This window comes from Synechococcus sp. R55.4 (assembly GCF_047461935.1).
Taxonomy (GTDB): Bacteria; Cyanobacteriota; Cyanobacteriia; order Thermostichales; family Thermostichaceae; genus Thermostichus.
In genome coordinates this window covers 1-20,460 of record NZ_JANSIF010000015.1, presented here as the reverse complement: position 1 = coordinate 20,460, position 20,460 = coordinate 1, and the positions used below count along the sequence as shown (strand labels likewise).

The 20,460-nt window shown below is 59.5% G+C and carries 16 protein-coding genes and 1 tRNA gene; 8 read left to right on the top strand and 9 right to left on the bottom strand.

Translation table 11 applies throughout. From position 1 onward, the window contains the following. The first annotated feature begins 275 nt into the window (after positions 1–275). Both NW842_RS05270 and NW842_RS05265 read left to right on the top strand, forming a co-directional pair. Positions 276–2,003 (top strand): alkaline phosphatase D family protein, encoded by a 1,728-nt coding sequence (locus NW842_RS05270; protein ID WP_414417613.1) that lies wholly within the window; start codon positions 276–278, stop codon positions 2,001–2,003. Positions 2,004–2,247: 244 nt separating this feature from the next. Continuing rightward, on the top strand, positions 2,248–2,607 hold the full coding sequence (locus NW842_RS05265) for a hypothetical protein (protein ID WP_414407935.1): 360 nt from the start codon (positions 2,248–2,250) through the stop codon (positions 2,605–2,607). A gap of 55 nt (positions 2,608–2,662) precedes the next feature. On the opposite strand, the gene NW842_RS05260 is transcribed toward NW842_RS05265, so the two are convergent. From NW842_RS05260 to NW842_RS05250, 3 genes are all read right to left on the bottom strand, one after another. After that, positions 2,663–4,957, bottom strand: a complete 2,295-nt coding sequence (locus NW842_RS05260; RefSeq protein WP_414417612.1) for a glycosyltransferase family 2 protein — start codon at positions 4,955–4,957, stop codon at positions 2,663–2,665. Positions 4,958–5,006: 49 nt separating this feature from the next. Then, positions 5,007–6,944, bottom strand: a complete 1,938-nt coding sequence (locus NW842_RS05255) for a cellulose biosynthesis cyclic di-GMP-binding regulatory protein BcsB (protein WP_414417611.1) — start codon at positions 6,942–6,944, stop codon at positions 5,007–5,009. Positions 6,945–7,091: 147 nt separating this feature from the next. After that, positions 7,092–7,493, bottom strand: coding sequence for a cupin domain-containing protein (locus tag NW842_RS05250; protein ID WP_148202691.1), 402 nt, complete (start codon positions 7,491–7,493; stop codon positions 7,092–7,094). 294 nt (positions 7,494–7,787) lie between these two features. On the opposite strand from NW842_RS05250, the gene NW842_RS05245 reads away from it, so the two are divergent. The 4 genes from NW842_RS05245 to NW842_RS05230 all read left to right on the top strand — a co-directional run bounded on the left by NW842_RS05245 (position 7,788) and on the right by NW842_RS05230 (position 12,447). Then, the gene (locus NW842_RS05245; RefSeq protein ID WP_414417610.1) at positions 7,788–9,428 is read left to right on the top strand and encodes a hypothetical protein; all 1,641 of its coding nucleotides are present in this window, start codon (positions 7,788–7,790) and stop codon (positions 9,426–9,428) included. Next, positions 9,425–10,555 (top strand): hypothetical protein, encoded by a 1,131-nt coding sequence (locus tag NW842_RS05240; protein WP_414417609.1) that lies wholly within the window; start codon positions 9,425–9,427, stop codon positions 10,553–10,555. Before NW842_RS05245 ends, NW842_RS05240 begins: the two co-directional genes overlap by 4 nt. Before the next feature lie 96 nt (positions 10,556–10,651). Next, complete coding sequence (locus NW842_RS05235) at positions 10,652–11,509, top strand: hypothetical protein (RefSeq protein ID WP_414417608.1); 858 nt, start codon at positions 10,652–10,654, stop codon at positions 11,507–11,509. Positions 11,510–11,610: 101 nt separating this feature from the next. Beyond that, entirely contained in the window at positions 11,611–12,447 is an 837-nt protein-coding gene (locus NW842_RS05230; RefSeq protein WP_414332210.1) for a universal stress protein, read from the top strand. A gap of 24 nt (positions 12,448–12,471) precedes the next feature. On the opposite strand, the gene NW842_RS05225 is transcribed toward NW842_RS05230, so the two are convergent. The 4 genes from NW842_RS05225 to prmA form a co-directional block, all read right to left on the bottom strand. After that, positions 12,472–13,992, bottom strand: coding sequence for a hypothetical protein (locus tag NW842_RS05225; RefSeq protein WP_414374172.1), 1,521 nt, complete (start codon positions 13,990–13,992; stop codon positions 12,472–12,474). Next, entirely contained in the window at positions 13,986–15,284 is a 1,299-nt protein-coding gene (gene hisS / locus NW842_RS05220; protein ID WP_414417607.1) for a histidine--tRNA ligase, read from the bottom strand. The genes NW842_RS05225 and hisS overlap by 7 nt, the downstream gene beginning before the upstream one ends. 90 nt (positions 15,285–15,374) lie before the next feature. Then, positions 15,375–16,211 (bottom strand): 16S rRNA (uracil(1498)-N(3))-methyltransferase, encoded by an 837-nt coding sequence (locus tag NW842_RS05215; RefSeq protein ID WP_414416221.1) that lies wholly within the window; start codon positions 16,209–16,211, stop codon positions 15,375–15,377. Beyond that, positions 16,181–17,071 carry a 50S ribosomal protein L11 methyltransferase gene (prmA, locus tag NW842_RS05210; RefSeq protein WP_414414144.1) on the bottom strand — a complete coding sequence of 297 codons (891 nt, stop codon included), beginning with the start codon at positions 17,069–17,071 and terminating at the stop codon, positions 16,181–16,183. Before prmA ends, NW842_RS05215 begins: the two co-directional genes overlap by 31 nt. A gap of 473 nt (positions 17,072–17,544) precedes the next feature. On the opposite strand from prmA, the gene NW842_RS05205 reads away from it, so the two are divergent. Next, a complete protein-coding gene (locus NW842_RS05205; RefSeq protein ID WP_414374166.1) occupies positions 17,545–18,378 on the top strand; it encodes a hypothetical protein in 834 nt (277 codons plus the stop codon). On the opposite strand, the gene NW842_RS05200 is transcribed toward NW842_RS05205, so the two are convergent. Both NW842_RS05200 and NW842_RS05195 read right to left on the bottom strand, forming a co-directional pair. Further along, positions 18,375–19,124, bottom strand: coding sequence for a phycocyanobilin:ferredoxin oxidoreductase (locus NW842_RS05200; protein ID WP_414356673.1), 750 nt, complete (start codon positions 19,122–19,124; stop codon positions 18,375–18,377). The two genes, NW842_RS05205 and NW842_RS05200, sit on opposite strands and share 4 nt — an antisense overlap. A gap of 165 nt (positions 19,125–19,289) precedes the next feature. Beyond that, positions 19,290–19,376, bottom strand: a tRNA-Ser gene (locus NW842_RS05195). A 151-nt stretch (positions 19,377–19,527) separates the two neighbouring features. Here NW842_RS05195 and panB point away from each other — a divergent pair. Further along, positions 19,528–20,313, top strand: coding sequence for a 3-methyl-2-oxobutanoate hydroxymethyltransferase (gene panB, locus NW842_RS05190; protein WP_414417606.1), 786 nt, complete (start codon positions 19,528–19,530; stop codon positions 20,311–20,313). The last annotated feature ends 147 nt before the right edge of the window (positions 20,314–20,460 follow it).

Sequence of the window (20,460 nt, the reverse complement as noted above, 5' to 3'; positions counted from 1 at the left end):
CTCCTTCGGCAGGGTCAAAAGAAGTCTAAGGAACGCAAAACCGCAAAAATGGGGCAAAAGCAGGAAAAACTGTAATGAAATTTTAGCCTTCTCAGCAAGCTCTGTGAAAAGGCCGTGGGGAACCTGGGCGCAGGGGTCAGAGCCGTTAAACCAACCCTAACCCAACCTTCACCTGCCCACAACCTCAGCTTGAGGGCAAAGGTGCTTGACTAAAAAGGCGATTGGCCTCTGCTGCGGATCCCTTTACATTTGCCTGTGTCCCTGAGGTGGGTCTCATGAGTTCCCTGCGTTCCCGTCGCTTTTTCCTGCAACTGCTTATGTTTGGAGGTGGGGCAGCCGCCCTGGCTGCCTGTGGGGGCACCTCCAGTTCCTCCATTCCCCCCCTGGGAGAGCCCGGGTTCCCTCAAGGGGTATTTGCCGGGGATCCCACCGCAGAAGGGGCGGTGCTTTCCACGCGGGTGATCCCGGCCAGTGCAACAGACACGGTTGCGGTGACGTTGCAGGTGGCTGAGAATTCCGAGTTCAACCCCATTTCGCAACAAGTTTCGCTTACTGCTCGCCGTGTGGCGGGCCGCAACTACCGCACCGAACCGGGCGACTACATTGCCCGCGCCGTCGTCACTGGGCTAAGGCCAGCGCAACGCCATTTCTACCGTTTTGTCAGCGAAGGCTTCACCAGTCCCGTGGGACAGTTCCGCACCCTGCCGGCTCCTGGGGATGGGCGGCCTGTTCGTTTTCTGCACATTAGCTGCGCCAACGAGCCCCCCTTTCCTATTGGGGCAGCCATGTTGGCAGAAGTCAGCCGCGGCGACATTGATTTCATTTCCTTTAACGGCGATACCGTCTACGCCGATCGCTTCTGGCTGGGGTTAGATCCCATCGGCAATCTGGAGTTCTACCGCAGCCTCTATCGGGATCAGCGGGATCCCAACTATGCCGGGCGGGAGTTCGCGCAACTGTTTGGCCGGACTTCCTTTGTTGTCAACTGGGACGATCACGAGGTAATTGACAACTACAGCGGCCAGAAAGCTCGCGGCGGCCGGGCCACTCAGCTGAACGACACCACCGGGCAAACCCGGGATGTGGAAGATCTCAAGGTGCTGGGCTACCAGGCTTTTTTTGAGTACAACCCCATCACCCCCAACCTGACGGACGTAGCGGGTGTGGATAGCCGGGATCGGCTGTTTCGCAGCTTCCGCTACGGGGCCAATGCCGAAGTCTTCATCCTGGATCTGCGCCAGTACCGGGATTTGGCCGCCGTGACCCCCATTTTGCCCATTTTGCCTCCCGGCCTGACCCGGCAGCGCTTTTTGGAGCTGGCTGGCATTCGTCTTACGCCCGAACAGGAAACCCTTTTCTTCGGCCCACCCGGCTCCGAGCAAGCCCTGTTTAACCTGCTGCGCCGCACGCCGCGCACGCTGTTGGGCAATCCGCAGAAGCAGTGGCTGTTCAACGGCCTGCGCAACTCCACCGCCACCTACAAGTTCATCGTCAGCGAGTTTCCCATCACGGTGACCTACTTCCGCTCCAACGATGTTTGGGAAGGCTACTGGCTGGAGCGGCAGGAAGTCATTGACTTTATTGAGAGCAACAACATCCGCAACGTGGTGTTCCTGACGGGCAACAACCACGCCGGCTTCATCGGCCAGGTCAACCCCGGCAGCAGCAACCCTATCTGGGAGGTGTGGACCGGCCCCACCGGGCGGAGCGTTACGGCCCTGAGCATTGACGAGCTGGGCAATCAACTGGGGATCCCCAATGCCAGCCGCCTGTATTACCGGATTGTGAACGGCTTTTTGGCACCGGTGAACCCGACCAATCCGCAAGTGAGCGGGATCCCAGGGGTAACCACAGGCAACCTGCGCTTTTTGGAGCTGTCGGTGCCCAACTACAACGTTATTGAAGTGTCCGGCAGCCGCTGCACCATTCAAATCAAAGGCCCTACCGGCAGTGTTTTGACGGATCCCTTAGGGCGAAGGGGGGAACTGAATTTGCCGCAATGAGAAGTCGGCCAGACCGATGCGGGAGCTTCGCCGGATTTCTGGTCAGAATTGAGGGATCCCTGCTCTACTCGGGATCCCTTTTTTTGTAACTCTTTTTCGCGATTTTCAGCATGAGATTCTTAAGATCCTTAACGTGATCTGAATCATTCGGGAGAAACGGATCTGGGTGCTAGAGTGTGGGCGTTGAGGTGGATCCCTGTAGAAAATCTATTCTTTCTCCGTTTTTCAGTAGGAGGGCAGTCTTATGGCTTCGGTGCGGGGCTGGTTGATGGCAAGCTTAATAGGGGCAGCCACGGTTGTTGGGGGCGCTGCCGCTTGGGCTCAGAGCCGTAGTTTGTGGCTTTTTAATGGACAATCGACCGTAGTTACAGGCTACTTCTACCGAGGTGAAAACATCTGGGCGCAGTGCGACCAGGATTGCTTCGATGTGGATCTGGTGCTTTACGATGCCAGCGGTCAGGTGGTGGCTGCAGACGAACTGTTGGACGATTTCCCCATCGTGCAGGCGCCCTACGAGGGCAACTTTTCTGTCAAGGTGATCATGGCTAGCTGTCTCCACCCCAGTGGTTGTGCTGTGATCGTAGACTCGGACTACAGCTTCTAGAAGGGTGCTGGCTGTCCTCACTTCGCTGCTACTGCTTAGGAACTCAGTCCGTAGCCTAGGCTGCTTTGTGAGCAGCTTCCTGGACTTTGGCGTGGGTAAACTTGCTTAGCCCGTGGATGGTCTTTTCCCAGTAGAAGGGCTTGGTGAAAAGCTGCCACAGAGCCATGTAAGCTGCCATAGAGTGCAGTTGCCAGTAGATGGGGTTGAGCAGGGCATAGAAAGCCAGATCGTAGTAACCGCGGCGGAAGACCGCGACCAGGTTCAGGTAAATCCCAATGGCGTTGCCCACCAGGAGGTTAAACAAGCCCAGATAAACCAGCCAACTGGGAAATAGGTTTTGTAGCCAATGGGCGCGGGTGAGCAGCCAGTAAATAAACAGCAGCCACATGATGGGGCTGGTGAGAAAGGTAAAGAAGCTGCCGCCAATAAAAAACTGGTAAGACAGCCAGTTCTTCAGGCCCAGCTTGCGCAACGAGCGCAGGGGGTTGCGGTTGTGCACCAGCCAAGTTTGCATGTAGCCCTTGATCCAGCGGGAGCGCTGCCGGATCCAGTTTTTAACAGCGCAGTTGGCCTCTTCATAAGTGGTGGAGTTGATCACCCCCACCGTATAGCCGTGCTGGCTGGCGCGGATGCCTAGATCTGCGTCTTCGGTGACGTTAAAGGGATCCCATCCCTGCAGCTCCCGCAGGCGGTCAGTGCGAAAGTGGTTGCTGGTGCCGCCCAGGGGGATGGGCATTCTGAGAGTTTCCAAACCCGGCAGAAGGTAATCAAACCAATAGGAATACTCCAAGGTGAACATGCGGGTGAGGAAGTTCTCGTTGCGGTTGAAGTAGTTGAGGGCAGCCTGGACGCAGACCAAGCTGGGATCCCCTTTTCGGAAGGCAATGACTGCTTTTTTGAGTTGGTCTGGATCCGGAATATCTTCAGCGTCGTAGATGGTGAGATATTCGCCACGGGCAAAGGCCAGGCCGTAGTTGCAGGCTTTGGGTTTGGTCTTGGGCTTGCTATCCGGTACCAGCAGCAGGCGCACGTAGCGGGGGGGCTTGGCAGCTCGAGCTGCCTCAATGGTGTCTCGGTCGTTTTCCTCCAACAGAATAAGCACATCCAACCGCTCGTGGGGGTAATCCAGCTTAGAGAGAGACTTGATCAAAATTGGCATCACTTCCGGTTCTTTGTAGACCGGCACCAGGATGGTATAGATAGGCAAGTCGCGATCATCCAAAGCGGCTACTTCCTCATCGGTAATCTGGTGGAAGCGATCGGCGGATCCCACTAGGCTGAGCAGCAGTTTGAACAGGATCGAAGCGACGTAAAAAAGATTGATCAGCAGCACCAAAATGGTCAGAGTCGTCCAGGGAGCAGTGGCCAATCCCCAAAGCAACAGCAGCAGCAGGCCATAGCCCACCGCAATCTGGGAGGGGGTAAACACCCGCGAGGCCGATTCTTCTGGCAGGCGGGCCATGAGCTTGTACACCGCTTCTTGGCTAAACTGGGAGCCCTGATCCTGGCTGAGAAGCTGCGTGATATCCTGCTCGGTGCCCAGAACTTTTTCAATCCGCAAGCCTGGCCGCCAAGCGTAGAGGATCTCATCCACCACCCAGTCCAGGGGGTCGTTCACCATCACCGTGAGAGTGTTCTGATCCGTCCAGGCCAAGGGATAGAACAGGTGACGCATCATCACCTCAGGATCAAACTGTTTGCTCAAAGCTGGATCTCGATGAAGCAGCCCTGTCCCTATCAATTCAGACACTGTCGGATACCCTAACAACTGAGTGAGAATGCTCAGGTACTCCGGCGTGGAAAGGTAGCTGAGCCGGGTCAAAAGCTGACCTAGGCTGGATCCGGTGCGGCGACGAATGGCCAGAAGATCCTGCCATTGTTCCAGAGTAAGCCGACTGCCTACCAGCTCTGCCGTCAGCTTGCGTTCAATGAGGACGGTCAGAATCTGTTTTTCGGTGGCCGGGATCTCCCAAATCCGATCGGCTTCGGGGCAGAGGCGCTTGACATTTTGCCAGACAATGGGATGGCCCGGCTCCTCGGTAGCAACCACTACGGTTCGCGGGTCGAGCCAGCCACAGGGCAGAAAGCGCACCGGCACCAGATCGATAGGCTCGATCAGCCAAGGCAGCTCTAGGTCGAGGGGATGCTCGAGCAACCAGCTCCTCAGCTTGGGCCGATCCAAGATCTGACAGCAGAGGCGAGCAAACTGACGGGGGTGCATTGCCCTCAAGCTCCAGAGGGCCCGCGGCAGGGAACAATCAGCTTGTTTTTGATAGCGATAAGCCTTTGCCAACTGCTCCTGGGTTAGACAGCCTGTGCGCACCAACCAGTATTCGATAAGCGTTAACATAAGCTCAAAATCAGATTAATTCTAGGCGAATCTTAGGTTCTCGCTTGGCTTAAGAGGGGGTTGGCGGCTCAGGTTGCCGGGCCAAACGTCGATAGGTGTCCCATGCCCCCACAGCCAGCAGGATGGCCAGCAAAAGCACCAGCCAAAAGCGGTATTGCCACAACAAAAGCTGCCAACTGAAGCGACCGGGGTAGCGCACTCGATAGCCTGCCGGCGTGAGATCCCAGCTCTGTACTTGGGTGAGATCGGGGGCAGCGGCATAGGCGGTGAGCACGTTTCCCTGTAGCTGGTTGGCCAGGCGGGTGCGCGGATCGGCAAGGCCGCGGCTGAGGCGCTCTGCCAAAGCCGGGTCAGATCCCCACCAGGAAAGCCAAAGGTTCGGCTTACCTTTCAGGAGAAAGTACTGCAAAAGGCCGAGGTTTTCTTGAGGCTGAGCGGCCAAGGCCACCTGCTGGTTCAGGGGATTGATGATTTCAAACTGGGATCCCAGCCGGATGGGGCTATTAAGCTCCACCTGATCTGGCCCAGCCACGATCACCTGCCAGGCAAAGTTCCCCGTCTCCAGGTTGGCTTCCTCTTTGGGCAAAACCTCAAGGGTGGGCAGCAGGGGTCGGGCAGCCAGCCGGCTGAGGGCACCGACCAGGTAGGCGGCAGCCGGCAGCAGTTGGGGATCCCCTACCCACACTTGGCCGGATCCTCGAAGCACCGCCGGGATCTCCTGCAGCTCGCCAGTGGGGGCTTGGTAGCCGCTCCAGATAAAGCCAGAGCTATCCGAGCGCACTTGCAAAGTCAGCGGGGTCAGGGATCCCTGGCAATTACCGGGGCTGGCGCCATAGTCAAAGCGGAGCTCCAGTTGATTAAAGCGGCGCAGCAGGCGGGTGGGCAGGGTCACAGTTTCGTTGAGCTGGGTGCGCCCGGTTAGGTTGTAGGTGCGCAACAGAACGCCATTCAAGAACACGTAGCCGGTGAGGCGATCCCCCACTCGGCCATCCACCGGGTTCATAATGACGTCTAGTTGCGCCGCCAGATCCCGCGGCCGCCCCCCCAATTGGGACAGGCTGAAGTTGAAGACCAAAGACTGGCTGCCAAACCCCCGCAACATGGGATCCACGATCCCCAGCTCTCGCAGGCTGAGGCGGTTGGCCCTGAGCGCTCTCTCCAGATCCGCCACCCTTGTCACCTGGATGCCGCGGCTGACCAGCCCCGCCCGCTTCCATTCTTCATAGAGAGCAAGAATAGCTTCCCGGCGGGCGGCCACTCGCAGGCGGGATCCCTCTGGGGTAATTTGATGCTGCAAGTGGGGGGTGAAATTGGCCGGCTCTAAGATCACCTGTGCCCCCTGCTTCGGACGGTTGCTCCACAGGATGGGCGTTTGCGGAAACAGGTGAGAAAGGAGGCTGTACAGCCACAGAGCTGCTTCCGCCGTCTCAGAGGAAGGATTGGCCGGCACTACCAAAGTAACCTGAGGATACAGCCGGCCCAGAAAACCGGCCACCGTGGCATCAGGAACGAGGGGCGCCAGCTCAAAGAAACTGTCCCGCCCTACCGTCAGCAGCAAATTGCCGGTATTCAAGTCGGCGCAAATATCGTCGCTGATGCTCAGGAAAGGCTGCACCGACAAGGTGATAAAGCGCTCGCCAGCGGCCAAGCTGGGGATGGGCACTCGCACCACCGGCTCCTGCCGCAGATCTTGCACCAGGAAGATACCCGCCAGCTCGTCATTGATCAGCACCCGCACCGTGGACGTAGGTTTCAACACCGGCGAGGGATCCAGGCGCAACTGCACAAAGCTGGCCTCGGGGTCAAGGCCGTTCAGGGGGGCAGGGATCCCGATATCTAGACGCGGGTTAGCTCCTTGCAGCAGCACCGAGCGGTCGTAGCCCAGCCTTTGCAGAGAAATGACTTCCGCTGCGTGGACAGCCGTCGGCCCGCAACACCAAAGCAAACCGGCAACCCACAAAGCCCACTGCCTTGCCTTCTGCGTCACCTTGACCCCCTCTTGCTTATCCCTCACTTGTCTAGTGCAGGCAAGCCCCTTGGCCTACCTGACCCAGGTTTGCCCGACATGCAGAAATCTGTAAGCTTTCGGGGTCTGTACGCACAAATCGTGGATTCGGATGCCCAGGGGATCCCTTTACTGGCGGGCGTAGTCGTCCTCAAAGCGCACGATGTCGTCTTCCCCGAGGTATTCCCCGTTTTGCACCTCGATCAACACCAAGGGAAGGGTGCCGGGGTTTTCCAGGCGGTGCTTGGTGCAGGGGGGAATGTAAGTGGACTCGTTGGAGCTCAGCAGCATCACCTCTTCTCCACGGGTCACTTTCGCTGTGCCCCTGACCACGATCCAGTGCTCGCTGCGGTGGTAGTGCATCTGCAGGCTGAGCCGATGGCCAGGCTTCACCTCGATGCGCTTGATCTTGTACATCGGGCCTTCATCCAAAACCCAGAAGGATCCCCAGGGACGGGTCTCTGCTTGAGAGGGTACCAGCTCAAGCGCTGGAACTGCTGCTTCATTCACGTCCCGCACAGCCTGCAACATAAGATCATGTCCTTGCAAAGTCGTCCCCATCCTCTCTCAGAATCCGAGAACCCCTCATCGACAATCTGGCTGAATTGGCCTACGCCAAAACTCGTAGATAAAGTCTCTCAAGACAGGGAATGCTAGTCTATCCCTGTGTCCAGTGCCTAGACACGTCAGCCCATCCCCACGCCCTACTTGAGACATGTTCTCATTAACACTAAATAGCTCTTGAGGCTCGATTGGCGATTTAACCAGTTACCCTCCAATTAATCTCCAATTAATTCTAAATTCTTGAAGCTACTGAAGTAACCCATGTTTCTCACCAAGCTCAGGGCTTTCTTGCGGCTCTTCGGGTCTACCGGGATCCTGTTTCTGCTGCTGGCTAGCCTTCTGTGGGGTTTGAAGGAAGGCTGGAGCTGGGTGAGCTTGGAGATGCAGTTTCTTGGCTATAAGGGATCCGTAGCCGCCCTGGGGCCGGATCCGCGCCTGCCCATTGTCGGCACCACTTTCCCCCCCTCCCTGGTGCTGGCCACGGCCATTCTGGGACGATCCCCGCTGTTGCTGCAGACCATCTTGGGCTCTCTGGTGCTGGGCTGGGTGTGGCGGCAGTTACGCCGTTTGCCGGTGGAGGTGGGATGGTGCTGGCTGTGGGGTTTGTTGATGGTGGTGCAGCCGACTTTGATCTTGATGCTGCTGCGCAGCCCTGTTTGGACAGCCACAGCAGGGTTGGTGGGGGTGAACATGGCCCTGCTGTTTCCCTTGAGTAAAGAGGAGCAGGCCAGGGCAGAGACTGGGGCGGATTCTGGCGAGCTGCCCATTGCGCTACGGCTACTGCTCATTGGGCTGGCGCTGGGGCCTCTGATGGTGCTGCGTTGGGAAAGTGGGTGGCTGCTGCCCTGGGTGGCAGGGGTGCTGCTGTTGGCTTTTCGCAAACAGTCCTGGGGTTTTCGGCTGGCTTCGCTGCTGGTGGCAGGGTTTATCAGCCTGGCCCTGATGTTGAGCTGGCTGTACGTGAACTGGCTGTCGGCAGGGGATCCCTGGGCTTTCACCTACCAGGTGGGCAGCGGTCTGCGGCTGCCGCAATTGCGGGAAGACTTGCAGCAGGCGGGTGGCTGGCGGGGGGTGCTGGAGGCTGGGAAATGGCTGGCGGTGCTGGCCCCTGCCTATCTGCTGTTGGGGCTGGGATCCCTGCTGGGCCGAGGCCCGGGTCGCTGGGTATGGGCTCTGGTCTGGGGGATGCCGCTGGTCATCCTGCTGGCTTCTCTAGGGCAGGGGCTGTTTTTGCGGGAGCTGAGCCGCTTTGGCCTTTTCTGGGTGCCGCTGCCTTTGCTGATGGGCGCCTACTTGTGTCGCGGAGCCGGCCCCGGCTGGGCTAAGCGCCTGTTGATCACTGCCCTCTTGGGGTTGAACTGCCTCACTGCCGGTTATGGGGTGAGCCAAGAGCCGGGTTTCCTCATGCCCCTGGTGGCCGAGGAGCGGGATCTCTGGGAGCGGCTGGTGGCAGGGGTAGTGCCCCTTAGTGGCGAGTTGGAAGCTGCCCAAAACCTGTATGAAGTAACCTCTGCTGGGCAAGCCCTAGAAGACTGGCGGAGGCTGCGGCAGGAAAAGCGCCAGGTTGGGCAGTATCTCTATCGCCACCTGTTGCCCGGGCGAAAAGTGCTGGTGGACGACGACATCCACTTTGAGGCTATCTTTTGGGCAAGGGATCCCCGCTCTTTCCTTACTCCTCACCAGTACGAGTTTGCCCTGGCCCTTCAGCATCCCCAGGAAAGGGTGGACTACCTCTTGGTAGCGGGGCTGGCGGATCCCTTGCGGAGCGCCGATCGCATCCTGCAATTTTGGCCTGAGCTCAATTTTGAGGGGCTGCCGGGCTTCAGGGAGGTTTATAGCTCCCCCCAAGTGCGGCTGTGGGCTCGCCAACACCAAGAGGAACCGCAGGAGGAGAGGAGATGAAAAGGAGACGATCCTGGCAGCGGCGACAGGTGCTGCAAGCGGGCGGAGCGCTGCTGGCTGCCTATGGGGTTGCCGGCTGTGGCCAGGAGTTTTTGAGTCAGCAGGGGAGTCGCAGCCCGGAAAATGCCGAGACGGGAAGCATGAACTTGTCAGAGCTGCTGGCCCGCTGGCAGGTGGGCATTGGCGAGGATCCCGGTCGCTTCCTCTGGGAAATCGAGTCGGATCCGCAGGTGGCGGCAGTGGCGCAGGGGTGGGATCCCCATTTCCTGAGCGGCTGGCTGAACAGCTTTGATCACCGCCAGGGGGATCTCTCCTTTTGGCGCAACTGGCACCAGGCCGGGCTTTTGCGGCAGTGGTTTGAGCGGGGCTATACCCTCCACATCATCACCTGGGAAGACGACACCCACCGCCCCTGCGGCGATTACCACATCTCCAAGCAGTTTGTCCAGGATGTAGCCGAATTGGCCGGCTATATCGCTCAAGCCAACCCCCAAGGCCGCCCTACCTATTGGAGCCTGGCCACGGAGTTTTCCTATTGGCGGATCCCAGCAGATACCTACAACGCCGACACTGCTTTCTACTACCAAGCCCTAATGCGCAATGTCCTCACAGCCCGCCAAGCCATCAAGGAGCGGCTGCCGGCAGCCGAAGTAGCCCTGTGCTGGGGGGGCTGGATTGCCACCTTTGACGACCCTTCCCGGGGGGCAGGCCGCAGCATGGTGGAGCCCTTTGCCGAGACCCTGAGCCGGATGGACGGGATCGCCTTCCAGTCGATGCGCCAGCGGCGGCCAGGGGAGTTTAACCCAGAGCTGAACGGCCCGGATCCCGGTAACCCGGAGCAGATCCGCCTCTGTTGCCGCCTGTTTTCCCCCATCCACTCCAACCTGATGTTGGCCCACTACGAGCCATCGATTAAGGACAAGCACCCCAGCGGCGGACGGGCCGACACTGTCCATACAGACTTTCAGCTCATGAGCCAGCCGGAGTGGCTGCGGGAAGTGTCTCAACTGGGGCTGCGGCGCTTTTCCCTCATGCACTACGGCCTCTACAAAGGGGATCCCTATGGGGCGCTGACCGCCGCTCGCCAATTCCGGGCACAGGTGGGCCTACCGGCTGCCACCTCATAGTTAGCAGTCGTTCCAAAGCCGGTTTTGTCCCGGATCTTGGCCCAGAGCTTGATCCTGGGGATACAATCCCCCTGAAACTGCCGGGATCCCCCTGCCATGAAGAAGCCTAGATTTCCATGGGCAAGCCTGCTGGTGAGTCTGGTGGTCAGCACAATGCCGCCGGAGCTGCCGGCCTGGGCAGGCTGCGGCTTTCCCCGCGGTGCCGGCAAGACTTTCTTTTCGCTGCAGCCGGAGGTCTATCGGCCTCGCACCCGCTTTGATCAGGGGGGACGCCTGCAGCCGGCCCTTTCGGAGTACGGAGAAACCCGCCTCAACCTTTTCGCCGAGACTGGCCTTAGCGATCAGCTCACTCTCAACCTCAACACCAGCTACGTTTTCATCGAAAATCGCTTTGCCAGCGGGGCTGACACCGTTACCCAGCGCAACCAGGGCCTGCGGGATCTGGAACTGGGCCTGCGCCATACTTGGGGGAACGGGGATCCCTTCTTCTCGGCTCAGCTAACGGCCTTGATCCCGCCCGGATATGCCACCCAAGACATTCCCCTGCCCTTGGGGTACGGCGTCTTCGGCTATGATCTCAAAGTTGGGGCGGCAGCCAATACCCAGTTGGGATCCCTGCCTGCCTTTTTCGACTCCTGCCTCACGTTCCGAGATTACTTGGGCTATCCCGGGGATCGGGTCAAGGCCAACCTGACCTTCGGGGCAGACCTGACTCCTGAGCTGCAGGCCATCCTGGCCCTGGATGGGGATTTTACGTTGGGCAACGGCGCGCCTTTGTTGTTCGGGGATTTGGCCGTTCAGGATCCCGACTACGACAACCTCAAGCTTTCGGGCCAGCTCAACTGGCGGCTGGAGGGAGGGTTAACGCTGGGCTTGGGGGGGTTTCAGTTCCTGGCCGGTCGCAACACCAATGCCGGCGGCGGCTTTACCGGCTATGTGTGGCTAAGTTACTGAAACCCAACAAAATGTTGCAGGATATCCCCTACGGTAACAGGGATCCGCAGGGGCAGATCTAGGATGAGTCTTGGCAAACTACGGCCCGGAGAACGGATCCCATGTCTCGATTTGAGAACCTCATTGCCGCCATCGATGGCAGCGGCCCCACTGAGCAAATGGTGCATACCCTTCTGTCTCTGCCGGCCTTTGCCCAGTGCCACGTGACATTGCTGCATGCGGTGCCTTCCCAGACCTCTGCCGAGGAGATGCGGGCTGCCTGGCAAAAGGGGCAGGAACTGCTGGCCCAAACCCTGCAGACTTTCCCCCCCCGCCCAGGGCTAAAGATCAGCACGCAACTGGTGGAAGGGGATCCCAAGGTGGTGGTGCTGCAGGTGGCCGAGTCCCTGCCCAATCCGCTGATTGTGATGGGATCCCGGGGGCGCAACCGCATCATGGCCATTTTGCAGAACTCGGTGAGCCAATATGTGTTCCAGCTCGCCTCCTGCCCAATGCTGCTGGTCAAAGACGACGCCTACGTCAAATACCCCAGCCATGTCATGGTGGCCCTCAACAACTCCCCCGCTGCCCAGGCCGCCTTTGCCACGGCCCTTGACTTGATCTCCGGCATTCAAGGGGCCCAGATCTTCCTGGCCTCTGTGCAGTTGGATGCCGACAACCCAGGTAGAGATGAGGCTCTAGATCGGGCAATCGACATCCTCAAAAACCGGCAAATCGGCCACCAGGTGTTGACGGCTGTCGGGGATCCGGCTACGGAGATTGTCCGCCTGGCTGAAGAAAGCAAGGCCGATCTGCTGGTGATGGGATCCCCGGATCGCCGGCCCAGCATTGCCCGCAGCATCCCCGACCTGGATCGGCTGCTGGGGCGTTCCATCTCCGACTATGTGCGGGTGCACATCGGCTGCCCAGTGCTGATGGTGCGCTCCGTCCAAGACTAAACAGGACTCAAGAGCGAGGGATCCCTAAGGCAAGATAGAGCGGTGCTCTGTAACTCGGTCGCTCTGCTGCTGGCGATCCGGGCTGACGGCCCAAGCTTCAAAGATCAGCTCGGGGACGCCTGGGGGAATGGTCATGCGGGTTAAAGCTTGCCACTGCCCCTGATCGTCGCGGGAGAAGTCCAGCAACCAGCGGGGGCCATCCACCAACGAGCGGGTGCGGCCATGCTTGACCCAAAACTTGATCCAATAAGGTGGCTGGGAGGCGGCGCCGGCGGCGGAGGCAGGGGCCAAGGCCGGCAAACGCAGCACCACATCGAAATTGTCGCCCGCTCGCAATTGCTCAGGCACCAGCAGTTGTGGCGCCGGGCACACTTCTGGCGGCGGGGGCGAGTTTTTGGTGTCCTTGCTGGTGGCAGGCAGGGCGAATGCAGGCGGAGGTGGGGTGGCCGGGCTCCCTGCTGGGGCTGGCAGGGCGGCATCCTCGCCCATTGGCTCAGCTTGGGGGGGTGAGGGAAGAGGGGAAATCGGCGCCGCAGGCTGGGGGTTAGGTTCGGGTGCGGCCTTAGCAGAGGGCTCTGCCGGCTGAGTCGAGCCGGGATCCCCTCCAGCAGGAGCACTGTGCTGCCAGATGCGCAGCAGCTTTTGCAAGGTTCGTTCGGGAGAGAGCAGGGTTGCGGTCGAGGCAGGACTGGCAGCATCGGCCAGCCTCTCTTCCTCTTGCTGCTGCGGGAGGGGGATCCCTGCGCCAAGAAGTCCTGCCTCTTGGCTGCGACAGCGAATGGAAAAGGGGATGGTCAGGGTCTGAGGCGACGGCTCTGGATCCCACCAGGAGGAGGGAGTAAGGGCCAGTTCTCCCCGTAAAGGACGGGCCCACACTTGGCTGGGCAGGGTGATGGGGATGCTGAACACCGCCGTCCGCGCCCCCGCCGGGAGTTGAATTTGCCGTTGTCCCTGGAAAAGCGGCCTCTCCTCCCCTTCTGGCCAAACCTGTACCCGCAGCTCGCCGCTGCAGCCGATCCGCCCCGTCAACACCAGCACCTCCTCCGGGGATCCCTCCAATTCACTGTGCATTAGGGAAAACAGCTCTGGCGGGATGGCGACCTCTTTTTTCTGGGGGGGCTCAAACCCGGCCTCTTCAGCCACCGGGGCAGGGATCCCTCGTTCCGGCTCCAGAGGGGCAGGCACAACCTGAAAACGGAGACAATTGTCCAACTCGGTTTCACCGAACAGTTCTGCGATCAAGTCGGCATCTCGGCAGTGCAATTCCCAAAACCCAGGGGTGAGGCGGCTGGCAGGCAAAATAATGCCGATCCCTTCATCGTTGGTGCGCACAGAACGGGTTTGGACTTGTGGGGGAGTCGGGGCGGTGTCAGGGCCCTGATTCTGCGACGACAGAGGACGCTGCCGGACTTCCACCGTGATGGTGAAGTGGGGCTGAGGCGAACGGGCAACAATGGTGTAGGTATCTTCTTCCAGAACTGCGCCCTCGGCTGGTACCGGCTGCCAGTCTTCTTGGCCGTCGCGCCGAACCCAAAAATTCAACATGGCTCCATCACCTTAGGTGCTCCGCACTGCTGACCCGAATGGGATGCCAGATACTTAACCAGATCGGCTTGCAAAAGGGTTTGCTGTTGCCCTGTAGGCAGGTGCTTAAGCTGTACCTCTCCGGCTGCAGCTTCCGCATCCCCTAGCACAACAGCCCAAGTTGCGCCGCTGCGGCTGGCCCGTTTGAACTGCTTGCCAAAGGCGCTGCCGCTCAGATCCAGCTCGGTGCAGAAACCGGCTCGGCGCAGCGCTTGAGCGATCCGGAGGGATTGGGCCTCAGCCTTCGCCCCACGGGAGATCACGTAAACCTCGACCGATGTTGGCGGGATCTCCCCTTGCTTCTTTTGCAACAGCAGCACCAGCCGCTCCATGCCGATGGCCCAGCCCACCGCTGGGGTTGAAGGCCCGCCCAGCTCTTCCACCAAGCCGTCGTAGCGACCGCCCCCACAGACGGTACTCTGGGATCCCAAGTCAGGTGAGACGATCTCAAAGGCGGTGTCGGTGTAGTAGTCCAGGCCCCGCACCAAGTAGGGATCCAACTGGTAGGGAATGTCCAACATCTGCAGGTGATCTTGCACCTGCTCGAAGAAAGCCCGCGATTCTGGGCTGAGGTAATCCGGCAGCTTGGGGGCCCCCTCGGCAATCTCGCGGGTGCGGGGATCCTTGCTGTCTAGAATGCGCAGCGGGTTGCGGGTGAGGCGCTCTTGGGAGTCGGGATCCAGCTTTTCCCGCAAGGGGGTGAGGTAGTCCACCAGGGCCTGGCGATAGGCCCGCCGGTCCTGCGGATCCCCCAAGGAGTTGAGCCGCAAGCTCAGGTTCTCCGCCCCCACCGCCTGCAACAGCTCCCAGGCCAAGGCGATGACTTCCGCATCGGCGCGGGGATCCCGGCTGCCCAGCAGCTCTACCCCCAACTGGTGAAACTGGCGTTGCCGCCCCGCCTGGGGACGCTCATAGCGAAACATCGGCCCACAATACCAGAGGCGTTGCACATCTCCAGCCGTTTGCAGCCCGTGCTGGATGTAGGCCCGCACCACACCTGCTGTGTTCTCTGGGCGCAGGCTCACCTCTTGCTCGCCACGGGTGCTGAAGGAGTACATCTCCTTGCCCACCACGTCGGTGGCACTGCCAATGCTGCGGGCAAAGAGCTCCGTCAACTCCAGGATGGGGGTGCGAATTTCTTGGTAGTTGGCCCGTCCCAGGATCTCTCGGGCGCTGGCTTCCACCTGCTGCCAGAGCCGCACCTCCTGCGGCAGAATATCTCGGGTGCCCCGCACCGCCTGGATCATCTCCATTCTCGTTCTCCCTCGCTAGGGTGGCCTTGGCCGCGCCCGAAACCACGGCCTGCTGTAAAGGACTCCGTCCCGCTGACGCAAACGGCCTAGTTATTGATTATCGGCGACAACACTCCCCGTCGCTAGCGGAGCCAAATGACCCCGATCCAAGCTCGAGTCCAACCAGGAGTAGGTGGCAGCAATTTGGCTGGTGGCAACAACAGCGGCGGTGGTGGCTCGCAAGATGGTAGGGCCAAGGGAGACGCACACGCCCCCATATTCCTCAGCTTGCCGACGTTCGGCAACCGTCCAGCCCCCCTCTGGGCCAATGGCTATGGCCAAGGCCGGGATCTGCAGCTTTGGCAGGGCTTGCACCAGCGGGGGCGCTTTGTGCCGAGCCACGGCTATACCCCACCAAAAGGACTCCGTCCGAGTAGCGCGAACGGCTTGTAGCTCCGCCAGCCAACTTGTCCAAGGGGTAGGGGGATCGACCTGAGGCCAGCGCAACCGCTCACATTGTTCTGCGGCCTCCCGCACAATTTTTTGCCAGCGTTCCTGCCGCCCAGATCCCGGTTCCAACACGGTGCGCTCCGTCAGCAGGGGAGTAATGCGCGCCGCCCCCAGCTCGGTAACCTGGCGGAGCACCTCGTCAAACCCCTGCCCTTTGACCACCGCCAAGCCCAGATGCAAAGAAACAGGCAATTCCCGCGGCAGCACCTCCACCTCGCCCACAACTCGGGATCCCTGGGCTTGCCAACGGGCCGCCCACAGCTTGCCTGAGCCGTCCAAAACCAAAAAGAGATCCCCCGGCCTGAGGCGGCGCACCCGCTGCAAGTAGTGCTGTTGCAGACCAGTTAAATGGAGAACACCGCTGGGATCCCGCTGCGCTGGGTCAATCGCCAATCGGGGCAAAGCGCTCAGGTCATGCGTGCGTTCAGACAACACCATTCCCCCCGTCGCCAGAGGGCTGCCACCACCCATTCGTTGGCCTCCAGCATCTCCGCCACCAACTTGGCCTGCTCGATGAGGATGCCGCTGAGGATCAGCCATCCCCCCTCCTTCACCACCAGCCGAAACTCCGGGATCATATCCAGGATCACATCTGCCAGGATGTTGCACACCAGCCCATCCACCATTTCGGGAATATGCTCCAGGCTGCCCTGAGCGACCACAATGCGATCCGTCAGGCCGTTGAGATCGCGGTTGTGCATCGTGGCTTGCACCGCCAGGGGGTCGATGTCCACCGCAAACACCCGCTTCACCCCCAACAGGGCCGCCGCCAACGACAGAATCCCGGATCCACAGCCCACATCGGCCACAGTCACTCCCTCGGCACCCCCGCCGCCCTCCAGGCGCATCTCCAGCGACTCCAGACAGAGCTGAGTGGTGGGGTGAGTGCCCGTGCCGAAGGCCATACCGGGATCCAGCCGCAACAGGTGCCGACCGGGGTGAGGGGGCGGATCCAGCCAGGCCGGACAAATGAGCAACTTGTCCCCGACCCATTGGGGCTGCCAGTGCTGCTTCCAACTGCTGCTCCAATCTTCCGCCTCTATGCGTTCCCAGCGCAGCTTGGGAACCCGCTGACCGGCAATGAGGGCATCCTGCTGCAGGCGCAGGGAGAGGGCTGCCAAATCCAAGAGGCTGACGTGAGGCCAAGGCAGATAGGCGTGAATGCAAATCTGATCTTCGCCGTGGGCTTGGCTGGTCATGCCCCGACAGCCAAAATTCTCCAGCCGCCAAAAGATCAGGTCTTCTTGGGCAGGGGAGGCGATGAGACTGAGATCCCACCAAGCACCAGCGGGGTCCAGCGCTTGTGCGGGCGAAAACGGAGTGGGATTGGCAACAGTTCTGCTCACAGGGATCCCTTCACAAACCTAGGGAAAAACCAAAGTGATGGCCAACAAGATAGCGCTTCATGTCACCCAGCCGGCCAGCACTCAATGCGGCACTTTATATCAAAAATTGCAGCATATCAAAAATTGCAGCGCTCTGCTCAATTCATAGTTTAGGCTTATTCTGGCTATTCTGGGATTGAAAGGCTCACAGCGTCGGTTCAGCAGCGAAAAAAGGGGGGGAGCCCCCCTAATTGGGGGATGACCCTCAGCGGCTCTTTGGATGACCAGCTCAGCCCTGTGAGATAGATTAAGTCCAAAAGCATTGAACAAGAATTGGATGCAGCGTTGACATTCGTTCCGAGCCTCAGTGATTTTGCGGATAGATGGGGTTTGGCTAGGGCGTACTGAGCAACGATGGAGAAGGAGCAACGCAGGTGGCGAGGTCGATGTCAATTGAGCAGTCAGGGCAGCAGCCGAAGGTAGCTCCTTGGGGGATTACCAGAGGGGAAAGGGCTGCCCATGAAGATCTTCAGCCGCTCAAAGTCAGCACCCGCAAGAACTCCGTCCCGCTGACGCGATCCGCTCTGATGCGGCGTTTTAACCAGAGCTTTCCGCCTTTTTACAGCCAGTTTGTCAGCAGCGAGGTGCAGGCCCAAAATCTGCGCTTGGCCTACGCCCTCTACCAAACCCGCAAGGCGGTGGTACAGATGCAGGACGAAGGTCGCAAGACGGTGGTTTGCCTGGCCTACCGCAACCGACCTTCTCTGCTCAGCGATCTGTTTGGGGTGTTCACTGCTTTTAATCTCTCGGTGCATGGCATTCATCTCTATGGGCAGATCTACTCACCGCACCTGGTGTTTATCCGCACCATTGTCTCCCGCGATGGCCACAGCCTTTCTTCCCAAACCAAGCTCAGCCTAGAACGGGCTATTCACGAATGCCTGGCGGGTGTGTTTCGCGTTCATGAAACCTTGGCGCTGGAGTTTGATCTCAAGGCCGGACTAAAAGACGTGCAGGTTTCTTTTTATTTTGACCCGGTGTTTCATTTGCCCACACTTTTGGTGGATGTGGACAACCAGCCGGGCGTGTTCTACCGGGTGATGACGGTTCTTGCGCAGGAGGATTTGACCGTTGTTAACCTCAATTTGATGCTCCGCCGCAAGCAAACGCGCTTCATTTTTTACTTGCTAGGGCCGGATTCAACTCCAACCATGCCGGAGTTCTTAGGGCAAAAATTGGCGTTGAGCATCCAGCAGCGGCTGCAAGGGGATCCCGTCTAGATCTGCACAGGACTGGGAGGCAAATCGAAAAGGACGGTGTTCATGTAGCGCTCTGCCCAGGCGGGACCGAAGGCTTTTTCCAAAACGCGGCGGGTGCGGTCGTTCTGCTGTTGCTGGCTGCAATAGCGCTGCTGCCCCTGGTAGTGGGCCAAAATTTGGTCGGGATCCGTCTGCGGGGGAATCTGTTGCGCCAACCGACAGTGAATTTCCAAGTAACGGCGGGCAAAGTGCAAAAAGCGGTCGGCCTCTGCTTCGTCGGCAGGACGGACGAACAGGCAGTAGGGAGAAAAAATCGTGCCCCACTCCGGCAACCGGCGCCGATGCTGGAAAGGGGCCAGATGGGATCCCAACGCTTCCAGCTCTTGGATATAGAGATCGGGCAAGCTGGGGGTCACCGGCGAGAGATCGACAATGGCGGCGCTCACCTGTCCGCGACCGACCACAATGTCGCAACCGAACAGCGGCAGCGGGTACTGCGGCTGCGGAAACATAACGCAATGGAGAATGTCCAGGCTTTGCCCGGCCTGGGCCAGCTCCAGGTGCAGTTTGCGAAAGGGATCCCCTTGGTAGCAGCGGTTTTCAATTTGCAATTTCTCACCCTCTAGGCGGCCTTCCACGTAGCCCAGATCTTCAGGCAGAGGATAGGGGGCTAGGGTGAGGGTAGATCCCCAAACGTTCAGGATTGCCTCAGATAAGCCCTGAATGAGCGGATGCAGTTGGGCAGAGAGAGCAGGAGCGGTGAACATAAGACTCTAGAAGAAAGGCCAAGAACCCCATCCAACCTTGACCTTGGCTCCATGCCAAAGTGTTATGGGGGAACCGCACCGCTGATGCGAAGGGCTTGGGTGGGATCCCCAAAAATCCCAGAGGCCCTAGCTGGGCAAGGCGTTCTAAAACTGTATGCCTGAAGACGGAAGGGGTGGGATTCGAACCCACGGTGACCTTGCAGTCACAACGCTTTTCGAGAGCGTCACAATCAACCACTCTGTCACCCTTCCAGTCAGCTGTGGGGCTTTACCATCTTAACGGCAAACCGAGTCTCCTGCTTCTTCCCAGCCTCAAAGCCAAGCTTGCTTCCCCCACGGGATGCGGTTGATGGGAAAGTGCTCCGCACCGCTGGCGGGAACGCCCAGATGAGATCATAGGGATATGGCTGCTCTATCCATTCACCACTTTCGCCAGGCCAAACAGGCGGGTCAACCTTTGGTGGCCCTCACGGCTGCCGACTACGCCACCGCTCAGATTTTGGATCAGGCTGGGATCGACTTGATCCTGGTGGGCGACAGCTTGGCCATGACCCACTTGGGGTATACCAGCACCCTGCCCCTGACGCTGGAACAGATGCTCCATCACGCCCAGGCGGTGCGCCGCGGGGTAGAACGGGCCTTTTTGGTGGCCGACTTGCCCTTCTTGACTTATCAAGTCCACAAAGAACAAGCTCTCCTCTCAGCAGGGCGGTTGATGAAGGAGGCAGGAGTCAACGGGGTCAAGCTGGAGGGGGGCTACCCCGACATGGTGGAAACGGTGGCCTTTCTGGTGCAGCGGGGGATCCCGGTTTTGGGTCATATCGGCCTCACTCCGCAGGCCAAACATCAACTGGGAGGCTATCGCCAGCAGGGAAAAACCACTCCGGAGGCGGAGCGTCTGCGACAAGAGGCCCTCAGCCTGGAACAAGCAGGGGCATTTGCCCTGGTTTTGGAGCACATGCCGGCGGAATTGGCTGCCCAAATCTCGGCCCAAGTGGGGATCCCAACCTTGGGCATTGGGGCCGGGCCGGCTTGCGATGGTCAGATTTTGGTCACCCACGATCTGCTGGGGCTGAGCGAGCGGATTCCCCCTTTTGCCAAGCCCTATACCAACTTGAGGCAGGCAATCCGAGAAGCGGTGGAAGCTTTCGCCGACGACGTTCGCCAAAAAGTATTTCCCCCCCGCTGAAGGGATCCCTTACCCATTCAAAGCTTGGGCAGAGCATGACTCTAGTCAATAATAAGCTCAACTATACTGAAATGTATAATATGTTCAGTACGGATTACTACCAGTTGATCTTTCTGTTTACTTTCGAGTCTGCCAACATGGTAGCCA